Origin of the sequence: Acinetobacter sp. RUH 2624 (genome assembly GCF_000162375.2) — a bacterium.
Classification (GTDB): Bacteria; Pseudomonadota; Gammaproteobacteria; order Pseudomonadales; family Moraxellaceae; genus Acinetobacter; species Acinetobacter nosocomialis.
Genome location: NZ_KI391939.1, coordinates 3,000,736 through 3,012,159 on the forward strand (window position 1 = coordinate 3,000,736; position 11,424 = coordinate 3,012,159).

Below are 11,424 nucleotides of genomic sequence, written 5' to 3' on the forward strand. Positions count from 1 at the left end.
ATACATCCATATACTACATAAATATTTTTCGGCGTGAAGAGGGTGACTCATATTTTTTTAATAAAATTGAATAAGCTTATGAATTAAATTAATTTATTTTTATATCTAGCATAAAAAAAGCACATATTCTCTAATAAGACATGTGCTTTTTAAGTCGTAAATAATGTCTTTTTATCGTTGAATTAACTCAATGACATAGCAGCTTTTAAGTTGTTTTTTGGGAAAATTGATTGATGTGACACCAGATTTTTTCTCAATTTTTAATGTCTCATGAGCAGCAATCTGAACGGAATGATCATCCACATTTACTTGTGTTTCACTACCCTGATTAAAAATAAAAATCAGGTCTGCCGAACTTATAAATGCCTGCTCCACTGCATCATTCAACCACTGAAAACGAGCATGAAACTTTGCAGGATCATAAATTAAATTTAAATCTCGAATTTCACCCTCTAACAGTTCACTTTGAACCTGACTCTCCCCATGAAAAGCAAAAATATCGCCTTGGTTTAGCGTTTTGGCAGGAAGCTCATCGACATGCAGTACTATGCCCTGTCCATCGAGTACGCTAATAATGCGCTGCTTGTTGGAAAATAACGAAAATGGTCCGGAAGTGGTCACATCTGCCATCGAAATGCGCCAATCGAAATCGGCTTCACCTTGGCTTCTGGCAATTTCTAAAGTGAAACCCGCACCGTTTTTCCAAAGCATTTTTGTATATTGATCGGCCCTGATCAATTCAATCATGGATTAAATTTCCCTTCGAGATAATAACGACTACCCGGATAAATCAGACGTGCACTTGAAATGAGCTGTTTGTTGGACCATGTACGGCGACGGATGAGTAAACACGGTTCAGCTTTAGTAATCTTCAACCATTTACACTCTTGAGCAGATGCTAAAACCGCCTCAACAATGTGTTCACCTTCCGTCACTGGCGCTTTCGCCATGAGATAAGCATTTGGGGTAATGGTTTTAAAATCTTGTTCTAAATAATCTGGTATCAGTGCTGCATCGACTAAACGATCTTCGACCTGAACAGGTACATCATTTTCATAATGCACAATAATCGAGTGAAATAATCTTTGACCTTCGCGAGTTTGCATTAACACGCTTTGCTCTGCATTTGCATAAATTTGTTCTAAGACTAAAACTTCAGCGTGGTGCTTATGGTTTCGTGCAATAATCTCATCGGCGATATTATTAATTTGAAAAAGTGCAGTTCGGCCTTGCCCTTCAGCAACGAAAGAACCAACGCCCTGAATTCGAACGAGCAAACCCTCAGTCGTTAATTCACGTAGCGCACGGTTTACCGTCATACGGCTACAACCGAGTTGATTAACCAGTTCACTTTCCGAAGGAATTTTTTTATTTACAGCCCAAGTACCTTCATAAATCTTTTGTGAAATCAATTGTTTTACGCGTTGATATAAAGGAACTGGACTATCAGCTTCAATCGAAAGCTCAGTATGTTCTTGTTTTGATGTTCTGGGCATAACAAATACTCAAAAAGGCAGCAGGCAAAAAGGTATTTTAGTTGACATGCTATGTATATACAACCACATACAACATGTTAATTTATGAATTAAATATATTTTAATAAGTCTAAAAAATAAACATAGTTCGGTAAAAGCTAATTTAAAGTTTTATGTAGAAAAATTCAAATATATAAATGCTTTATAAATATTTATTTAATAATTATTTCTGCTATGCCTTAGCTCAATTCAAAGAAGCAAAAATGTAGTCTTTTTAATTTACGAAATGCTGCTTAAAATTTTTATTTAAAATAACTGATCAATAGTATTCTGCTGCCACACAGTATATTAATAAAACTGGAAGCACATCGAATGCGTAATTATAAAATAGATATTCTTCGAGGAATGTCTATCCTATTGGTTCTTTTACACCATTTTAATATTCCCTATAAACTCAAAGATACATGGTTAGGTTTTGATTTCTTAGGTGAAGCATTTAGCACAGTCATCGCAAGAAATGGAAATTATGGTGTCACCATGTTTTTTGTGATTTCGGGTTTTTTAATTACCCACCACACTTTAAAAAGAGATAAACAATTTTCTGCAATTAACCTCAAGCATTTTTATATCCGACGGGCAGCGCGTATCTTGCCGTGTTTGGTATTACTCATTTTAGGGGTAAGCATACTTGGTTCATTTGACTTAAAACCCTTTATGAACCAAGCTCCGAATGGTATTGAGGTTTCCTATCCCTTAACCATATTTGCAGCTTTAACCTTCTGGATGAATATCCTGATTATTAAATTTGGTTGGGTAAACTACGCCTTGGGCGTGTTGTGGTCACTCTCTGTGGAAGAAGTTTTCTATTTTGTTTTCCCATTATTGTGCTTGCTTACGCGTAGTAATAAGGTCTTTATTGCTGTATTGATTGGGGTAATTATTTACGGGCCTTATTTTAGATCTCTACATTTTGGAGAAGAAAGCGGGGCTTATTTATATCATTATTTTTCAAGTTTTGATGGCATAGCAGTTGGTTGTTTAACTGCCATTTTTTCTCATAAATATCAGCCAAATTGGCACTATAAAAAACTTCTTTCATGGCTAATCATTTTAAGTATGACCGCTCTATATTTATATGCTCCAATTAAAGAAGTCAGCACATGGGGTATTAGCTTATTTGCTTTTGCCACAGGCTTACTGATTTTGTGTTTTCAGCATCCTTCCGAAACACAGGCGCATAACCTATTGACCAAAGTGATGGTCTGGTTGGGGCAACGAAGTTACGAAACTTATTTGTTTCATCTGGTTGTGCTGGGCCTTATGAAGGTTGCTTTTGTTCCGGCTCAAACCGACTCTGGCATCAAAATTATGCTTTTAATTGGTTATCTAGTTCTAACTTTTGTTATTAGCGCAGCAATTGAAAAATATTATTCCACCCCGCTTAACAGCTACATTCGAAAGATTTTTATTAAAGATAAATCATAAAAATAAGCCCCTTGAAAATAGGGGCTTTTGTTTTATTAAGCGATCAACATGGTTTCATCATCTTGCTTAAAAGGGTTCGACCAGTTCTGCCAAGCTTGTGGTCCTAAAGCCATTTCTTCATCACTTAATAAACAACCATCTAAGCGTTGTATTAAAGCTTGCTCATCCATTTGCATACCAATTAAAACCAATTCCTGACGCGCATCACCTGTGCGAGCGTCCCAGTTTTTCTTAATTTGTTCAATACTGGCGAGGTCACTCGGCCAGTCTTCTTCTGAAACAGCAGCCCACCAATAACCTGCTAAACCGTGTCGAGCCATTGCACCCGCTTGTGACCATGAATAAGCCAAAGTCGGTTCGGCAGCCAACCAGAAAAAGCCTTTAGAACGCACGACTCCTGGCCATTCTGACTGAACCAAATCATAAAAACGCTCTGGATGGAAAGGTCGACGGGCACGGTAAACAAAGCTACTAATGCCATACTCTTCAGTTTCTGGCGTATGCTCGCCGCGTAGTTCTTTTAACCAGCCCGGCGCTTGCGCGGCTTCATCAAAGTCAAATAACTGTGTATTTAAAATTTTATCTAAAGCGATCTTTCCAAATTGAGCAATCTCAATTCGAGCACGCGGGTTTAGAGTTTTTAAAATGGCGATAAGCTGGTCTTGCTGCGCCTGATCAATCAAATCAATTTTATTCAGCACAATCACATCACAAAACTCAATCTGATCAATAAGCAAATCGACCACAGTTCTCTCATCTTGCTCGCCTAATGACTCACCACGTTGTTGCAGTGAATCAACTGAACTGTAGTCTTTAAGAAAGTTAAAAGCATCGACTACCGTGACCATGGTGTCGAGTCGAGCAAACTCATTGAGAGAGTTTCCATCTTCATCTTCAAAGGTAAAAGTTTCTGCTACTGGTAATGGTTCTGAAATACCCGTTGACTCAATCACCAATTGGTCAAAGCGCCCTTCATCGGCTAAGCGTCTCACCTCAACCAGTAAATCTTCTCGTAGCGTGCAACAGATACAGCCGTTACTCATTTCAACCAGCTTTTCATCTGTTCTTGAAAGCTCCGCCCCACCTTCACGTACTAATGCTGCATCAATATTTACCTCAGACATATCATTAACAATCACGGCAATACGGCGGCCTTCACGATTATTTAAAATATGGTTGAGTAATGTGGTCTTTCCTGCACCCAAAAAGCCAGATAAAACGGTAACAGGAAGCTTGGCAAATGAGTTGGCGATTGCAGTGTGCATGGCTTGATCTCTTTGAATAATATTTAAACTGATCATGGCTGGCCAATTAAATATGGCCAGATCACAGGCGTAACCTATTTCTAAACCCCATTAATGTTATGTTATAACATAACTATTGATCAAGTTTTTATTCCAGTTTTATCTAAGCCAATTTACTTAGTCTTTGAAAAAATTGCTTTTATAGTCACTGACAAATCGAGGTTCTATAGTGATGGTCAGGTCCCCATGAACGGAATCCTTGGCTATCAATATGAATTTGTCCCGAGGCATAAACACCAAGACCCATGTTAAGTGCTTGTCCTTTGGTTTCCCAGAACTGACAAAGTTTAGTTTTGGTTTGTTGAATATTGAACTGGTCTAAGTCGCTAGGCTGTTCTGGTCCAATTCGAAAATCAAGCGCTGCATTAAAGACATGTCGGGAAGCATCCGCCCCACCTGCACAGCGGTTTAAAGATAAAGCTCGATAGGCCGATGTCACTTCAAAATCGTTGATTACGCCATCGTCAACCAATGCTTTTAAGATACTAAGCGTTGGTACAATATTGGACCAAATCTCGCGTGGTGGCACGGCATAAGGCTCCACTCCACATTTTTGCCAGTCACGAGCTGAACGCAATAACTCATAATCCGGAACTAAATTGGCAAGCCCTTTTTGATTAAGAAATTGCTTATAAGCTTGTACAGACTGCGCATGATCTGCGGTTGCAATCCAGGCAATATAATCTTCGGGTTGTTGTTTTATTCTTACTACCGTTTTAGATGACTGAGGCAAAGAGTGAGGATGTTTAGAAACGGTTGGCTTAGGTGTTTGAGTGGTACACGCAGTCAGAGAAAGTAAGAGTAAACCTAAATAGGAATATTTCATAAATATGTTGTTCCTCCCTCAACATCGGGAAGCCTTAGTTATTCATTCAAGAGATGTTATAATATAACAATTATAAAGTCCTTTAATTTCTGTTGTAAATTTTAAAAATAAAAAAGGACGTATACGATACGTCCCTTTTCGTTCCTAATTAAGGTCTAATTACACATCTGCTTCTAGAGCATGTACAGGCTGCTCAGCCTTTAACTTACGGCGTTTAAACTGATAAGCCACCATCAAACACAAAATCCATCCCGGAATCATCATAACCGCAACACGCATATCTGGTGTTAGCGACATGACAACTAAAATTCCAAGCATAAACACCATGCAAAGGTAGTTGCTAAATGGATACATAAAGCTTGGGAATTTAGTGGTTTGACCTTGGCGCATCATGAATTTACGGAATTTTAAATGTGTCCATGAAATTACGACCCAGTTAATCACAATCGCTGCTACAACAAGCATCATGAGTAAGCCAAACGCTTTTTCTGGGAAAATATAATTTAACAACACACATAAAATAGTGACTGCCGCAGAAAGGATCACTGCATTCGTTGGAATACCGCGTTTATTAATACGAGCAAATACTTTTGGTGCATTTCCTTGCTGAGCAAGGCCGAGCAACATACGGCTACTGCAATAACTTGTGCCGTTATAGACCGAAACCGCAGCAGTCAAAATCACGAAGTTGAGTAAAGTTGCAACACCTTGGCTATCTAAAGAAGCAAACACCATTACAAAAGGGCTGCCACCTTGTGCCATTTGATTCCAAGGAAATAATGAGAATAAAACAAGAAGCGTCGCAATATAGAAAATCAAAATACGATAGATAATCTGGTTTACCGCTTTAGGTAAAGTTTTATCTGGGTCTCGTGCTTCTGCCGCAGTAATACCAAAAAGCTCGATACCACCAAAAGCAAAAATAATGACCGCCATTGCCATGACCAAACCTTTAATGCCAAATGGAAAGAAACCACCCAATGCCCAAAGGTTTGAAATGCTGGCCTGTGGCCCTGCTGTACCGGTTGCAAGTAAATACGAGCCGAAACCGATCATAGCTAAAATAGCTAAGATTTTGACAATGGAAAACCAAAATTCCATTTCGCCAAAAAACTTAACATGCAGCAAATTAATACCATTAATGAGAATAAAGAACGTTAGAGCGGATGCCCACGTTGGGATTTGCGGCCACCAATATTGAATATAAAGACCAATTGCACTTAACTCTGCCATACATACCAGTACGTTGAGTACCCAGTAGTTCCATCCTGACATGAAGCCTGCAAAAGGTCCCCAATATTTATAAGCAAAATGACTAAAAGAACCACTTACTGGCTCTTCGACCACCATTTCACCGAGCTGGCGCATCATTAAAAAAGCAATAAATCCGGCAATCGCATAACCCAAGATTACCGATGGACCTGCCAATTTAATCGATTGTGATATACCAAGAAACAGCCCTGTACCAATCGCTCCACCCAATGCAATCAGCTGGATGTGACGATTACTCAAACCGTGTTTCAGGTTTCCTTGCTCTTGTGTTGACATATGATTATTCTCATCCTTGTCACGTAATTTTTTTACAATAAATTACGTATATCATAAATTGATCAGATTTTCATAGGGATTGATGAAAAAATAAATGCGTTACTTTTCTCACAACCGCGCATGAAAACAGAAAATGCAAGAAATAACAATTATTATGCAATGTGTAATCAAATTATGTATTGCGTAATTTGATGAATTCAGTATTATAAGAACCATGAAGTAATTGGTTGTTCTCGGTCTCTATCAAACTCATAAGTAAAAAATGACCTCAATAAAGGTTAAAACTTACTGAGTAGCTCAGTCCCTAGACCGAACTTTTATTTGTATAAGACGCGAGATGAAGACAAGGAAGCGAAAATGGAACAAAAACTAAACTCTTTTATTGAAGTTTCACCTCAATCTGATTTCACTATTCATAATTTGCCTTATGGTATTTTTAGTAGAACAGCCGAAGGCGAGCGTCAGGTCGGTGTAGCTATCGGTGATTGGGTGATTGATCTCGCTGCTCTTGAAAAGCATGGTCTTTTAAAACTTTCAGATCAAGACACATACTTTAATCAATCTACACTTAATAAATTTATTGAATCTGGCAAAGCCAACTGGTCTAAAGTTCGTAAAACGCTACAGTCTCTTCTTTCAGTTGAAAACTCAACGCTTCAAGAAAATGAAGCATTACGTCAGGAAGTTTTAGTTAAGCAAGACAGCGTGACTTTACATTTGCCTGTCCAAGTTCCTGGCTATACCGATTTTTATTCTTCTAAAGAACATGCAACTAATGTGGGCTGTATGTTCCGTGACCCTAAAAATGCTTTGCTTCCAAACTGGAGCGAGTTACCTGTTGGTTATAACGGCCGTGCTAGCTCTGTTGTGGTCAGTGGAACTCACGTCGTACGCCCTTCTGGTCAGATTAAGCTTCCAAATGAAGAACGTCCGGTTTTCTCAGCAACTCGCAAACTCGATTTTGAACTTGAGACTGCATTTATTGTGGGCAAACCAACTCAATTAGGCCAGCCAATTGCAATTGAAGATGCATGGGATCATATTTTTGGCATGGTTTTGCTAAATGACTGGTCAGCACGCGATATCCAGCAATGGGAATATGTTCCACTTGGACCGTTTAACGCTAAAACATTTGCAAGCTCGATTTCACCTTGGGTGGTTACACTTGAAGCACTTGAGCCATTTAAAGTTGAAGGGCCAAAACAAGAACCGAAGCCTCTCGCTTACTTACAAGAAAATATAGCGAATAGTTACGACATTAATTTGAGTGTTGAAATTCAAAGCCCAAATTCAGCACAAACTGATGTGATCTGTAAAACCAATTTCAAATATATGTATTGGTCTATGGCTCAGCAGCTGACTCACCACACGATTGCTGGTTGTAACGTTCAGGTCGGCGATTTAATGGGTTCAGGGACTATTTCAGGTTCTACACCTGACTCTTATGGTAGCTTGCTTGAGCTGACGTGGAACACCACCAAACCGTTAACACTTGCGAATGGTGAAACTCGTGGTTTCTTACAAGATGGCGATACGCTCATTATGAAAGGACACTGTGAGAAAAATGGTATTCGCGTTGGCTTTGGTGAAGTTCGGAATACGGTACTTCCTGCATTAAATTTCGATTTTGCAGAAACTTCGGAGCCAGATTATGAAGCTGTATAGTTACTTTCGTAGCTCTGCAGCTTACAGAGTACGGATTGGCCTCAACCTTAAAAATCTCGCTTATGAAACTGCACCAGTTCATTTGGTTAAAAACGAGCAGCAAAGTGAAGACTATTTAAAGTTAAATCGCAGTGCCTTAGTGCCAACTTTAGTAGATGGCGATTTAACTTTGTCACAGTCATTAAGTATTCTGGAATATCTGGATGAACAATATCCGGAAACCAAATTACTCCCAAATGATGTGAAAGAAAGAGCCAAAATCCGTGCTTTTGCCCAGGCAATCGCTTGTGATATTCATCCGTTAAATAACTTACGTGTGCTGAAATATTTAAAAAATGACTTAAATGTTTCGGACGAACAAAAAAATTATTGGTATCAGCACTGGATTCTTGAAGGCTTTCAAACGCTTGAACAGCAACTTCAAGATTCAAATGGACAATTTTGCTTTGGGCACGAAGCAACGATTGCCGATTGCTGCCTCATTCCACAGGTCTATAACGCGAAACGCTTCAAGATAGATTTATCTGCGTTTCCAAAAATTGAATCAATTTATCAACATTGTTTGTCTATCCCAGCCTTCTATAACGCGGCGCCAGAACAACAACCAGATTGGGAATAGTAAAAGGAGTTTCAACATGACATTTGCCATTAAAAAAATACATCACGTTGCATATCGCTGTAAGGATGCGAAAGAAACTGTTGAGTGGTATAAAAAAATGCTCAACATGGACTTTATCTTAGCTTTTGCTGAAGACCATGTACCTTCAACGAAAGCCTTCGATCCTTATATGCATTTATTCCTAGATGCTGGCCAGGGGAATGTGTTGGCATTTTTTGAATTACCAACCCAACCAGAAATGGGCCGAGATGAAAATACGCCTCAATGGGTACAACATATTGCCTTTGAAGTTGAAGATTTAAATGCCCTTTTAGCTGCCAAAAAACATTTAGAAGACAACGGCGTTAAAGTGCTAGGTATTACCAACCATGGTATCTTCCATTCAATTTATTTCTTTGACCCAAATGGCCATCGTTTAGAACTGACTTATAACGATGTACATGCTGAAGAGAAAATTGCAAAAATTACTGAAGAAATGAAAACTGAAATGTTAGATGAATGGAGCAAAACCAAACGTGCGCCACACCATACTCATTTCTTGCATGAAGAAGAATTAGGCGCATAATTCTTTCAAAGCAATCGTTTTAAAAGTCGGCATTGGTGGGAATAGTTTGAATGAACTGTTCTATATCAATGCCGATTTATATTGTTTAAATCTACTAAACTTCTATCAATTTACGCTATAAATGAAAGATGAAGTTGTTTGTAAGAATTGTTGATTATTAAACATGTGAATTTCGCTAATAGAAAAAGGTGATTTCTATTTTTCTATAGGCTCAGGCATGATGTAAATCGCATCAATTCCAATTTATGTTTATACATAACTGTTTAACTGCTGAAGTAAATCAATTAAGGGTATTTAAATGATTGAAGAAAAAATATCTGGGGGGGTTCAATCACTTGAAGTTGGCTTATCCGTACTAAATGCCCTTTTAGAGCACAATCAACCGATTATTCTCAAAGACTTATCGAGTAAGCTTGAGATGCATCCTGCCAAAGTACACCGTTACTTGGTGAGCCTAATTCGCATGGATTACGCCAAACAGCTTGAAGATGGCCAATATGCCTTAGGTGATCAAGCATGGCGTTTAGGCTTAAACTGCATTCAGCACAGTGACACTTTACAGTTGGTACAACATTTAATTTACGACCTACAAAGCAAAATTGGCTGTGGCATTCAAATTAGTAAGTGGTCGCCAAAAGGCCCTGTGGTGGTTCAATCTATTGAATCTAATCACCCTATTTCGATTGTGACCAAAGTCGGTTCAATTATGCCTTTAGTCAATTCTGCTGCAGGACGTTTATTTGCTTCTTACCTTCCGGAGCATTTTATTCGTCCATTGCTAGAAACTGAATGGCAAAAACATCAAGAACTTGGGCTAAACATTGCACCACATAATTGGGAAGAGTTTTTAGAACTTAAAGAGACGATTCGCCAGCAACAAATGTCTGCGGCTAAAGGTGATTTACTTACGGGTATTAACGCTGTAGGTCTGCCGGTATTTAACTCAAACCAAGGGATTGAGTTTTGTATTGTGGCGCTTGATAGCGAAATGTTTTTACCCGTTGACCCACAAAGTAAAATTATTGAAACTCTTAAAAATGAGATTAATTCGATTAATCAATACATTAAAAGCCGCTAAATCAATAGCTATAAAAAAACCAAGAGCATTGCTCTTGGTTTTTTAGATTAGAGACAAAGCAAAACTTATTTTGCTTCGAGAACACCACGGCGGATTTGGTCACGTTCAATCGATTCAAACAATGCCTTGAAGTTACCTTCACCAAAACCATCGTCATCTTTACGTTGAATAAATTCGAAGAAAACTGGCCCAATCATATTTTGAGAGAAGATTTGCAATAAAAGCTTCTTCTGACCATCTTTAGTATTACCATCAAGCAAAATACCGCGCTGTTTTAATTCATCAGTCGGTTCGCCATGCTCAGGTAAGCGATCTTCCAACATTTCATAATACGTGTTTGGCGGTGGAGTCATAAATTGCAGACCCAAGCCTTTTAACTTATCCCAAGTCGAAATTAAGTCATCACAAATAAATGCAATATGCTGAATACCTTCGCCATTAAAATCAGCTAAGAATTCTGCAATTTGGCCGTTACCTTTGTCTGAATCTTCATTTAAAGGAATACGGATCATGCCATCTGGAGCAGTTAATGCTTTAGATGTTAAACCTGTATATTCACCTTTAATGTCGAAGTAACGAATTTCTTGGAAGTTAAAAATCTTCTCGTAGAAGTTCGCCCAGTACTCCATACGGCCTTTGTAGACGTTATGAGTTAAGTGGTCAATTTCTTTTAAGCCCGCACCTTCAGGATTACGCTGGGTATCATCAAAGAAAATAAAGTCATTTTCATGATCCTAGCCAAAATAATGGACAGTACTTCCCTCTAAAGATAACGTAACGTTAACTTTGGAGATCCAAGAAATGGCCAAACGTTTTAGTGCTGAATTTAAACAGCAAGCAATTGATTATGCACTTTCAA

At 38.5% G+C, this 11,424-nt stretch carries 10 protein-coding genes and 1 pseudogene; 5 read left to right on the forward strand and 6 right to left on the reverse strand.

What is annotated here, in order from left to right; all coding sequences use genetic code 11:
* Window positions 1–171: 171 nt before the first annotated feature.
* Together HMPREF0014_RS20735 and hutC are read right to left on the reverse strand one after the other, a co-directional pair.
* Window positions 172–747, reverse strand: coding sequence for a HutD family protein (locus HMPREF0014_RS20735; RefSeq protein WP_006581439.1), 576 nt, complete (start codon window positions 745–747; stop codon window positions 172–174).
* Window positions 744–1,496 carry a histidine utilization repressor gene (gene hutC / locus HMPREF0014_RS20740; protein WP_002132315.1) on the reverse strand — a complete coding sequence of 251 codons (753 nt, stop codon included), beginning with the start codon at window positions 1,494–1,496 and terminating at the stop codon, window positions 744–746. Before hutC ends, HMPREF0014_RS20735 begins: the two co-directional genes overlap by 4 nt.
* A gap of 351 nt (window positions 1,497–1,847) precedes the next feature.
* Here hutC and HMPREF0014_RS20745 point away from each other — a divergent pair, with 351 nt between their 5' ends.
* Window positions 1,848–2,960, forward strand: a complete 1,113-nt coding sequence (locus HMPREF0014_RS20745; protein ID WP_006581440.1) for an acyltransferase — start codon at window positions 1,848–1,850, stop codon at window positions 2,958–2,960.
* Window positions 2,961–2,995: 35 nt separating this feature from the next.
* Here HMPREF0014_RS20745 and zigA read toward each other — a convergent pair whose 3' ends face one another.
* From zigA to HMPREF0014_RS20760, 3 genes are all read right to left on the reverse strand, one after another.
* Window positions 2,996–4,261 carry a zinc metallochaperone GTPase ZigA gene (zigA, locus tag HMPREF0014_RS20750; protein ID WP_006581441.1) on the reverse strand — a complete coding sequence of 422 codons (1,266 nt, stop codon included), beginning with the start codon at window positions 4,259–4,261 and terminating at the stop codon, window positions 2,996–2,998.
* A gap of 148 nt (window positions 4,262–4,409) precedes the next feature.
* A complete protein-coding gene (locus HMPREF0014_RS20755; RefSeq protein ID WP_006581443.1) occupies window positions 4,410–5,090 on the reverse strand; it encodes a D-Ala-D-Ala carboxypeptidase family metallohydrolase in 681 nt (226 codons plus the stop codon).
* Between the two features lie 159 nt (window positions 5,091–5,249).
* Complete coding sequence (locus HMPREF0014_RS20760) at window positions 5,250–6,638, reverse strand: amino acid permease (protein ID WP_006581444.1); 1,389 nt, start codon at window positions 6,636–6,638, stop codon at window positions 5,250–5,252.
* Window positions 6,639–6,995: 357 nt separating this feature from the next.
* On the opposite strand from HMPREF0014_RS20760, the gene fahA reads away from it, so the two are divergent.
* The 4 genes from fahA (at window position 6,996) to HMPREF0014_RS20780 (ending at window position 10,565) form a co-directional block, all read left to right on the forward strand.
* Window positions 6,996–8,303 carry a fumarylacetoacetase gene (fahA, locus tag HMPREF0014_RS20765; protein WP_004711362.1) on the forward strand — a complete coding sequence of 436 codons (1,308 nt, stop codon included), beginning with the start codon at window positions 6,996–6,998 and terminating at the stop codon, window positions 8,301–8,303.
* Window positions 8,290–8,922: a maleylacetoacetate isomerase gene (maiA, locus tag HMPREF0014_RS20770; RefSeq protein ID WP_006581446.1), complete on the forward strand. Its 633-nt coding sequence runs from the start codon at window positions 8,290–8,292 to the stop codon at window positions 8,920–8,922. The genes fahA and maiA overlap by 14 nt, the downstream gene beginning before the upstream one ends.
* A gap of 16 nt (window positions 8,923–8,938) precedes the next feature.
* Complete coding sequence (locus HMPREF0014_RS20775; RefSeq protein WP_004711359.1) at window positions 8,939–9,487, forward strand: VOC family protein; 549 nt, start codon at window positions 8,939–8,941, stop codon at window positions 9,485–9,487.
* 298 nt (window positions 9,488–9,785) lie between these two features.
* Window positions 9,786–10,565, forward strand: coding sequence for an IclR family transcriptional regulator (locus HMPREF0014_RS20780; RefSeq protein WP_004711357.1), 780 nt, complete (start codon window positions 9,786–9,788; stop codon window positions 10,563–10,565).
* 65 nt (window positions 10,566–10,630) lie between these two features.
* Here the strand turns inward: HMPREF0014_RS20780 and hppD are convergent.
* A pseudogene (hppD, locus tag HMPREF0014_RS20785) lies at window positions 10,631–11,296 on the reverse strand (4-hydroxyphenylpyruvate dioxygenase); the annotation flags it as partial.
* Window positions 11,297–11,424 lie beyond the last annotated feature (128 nt).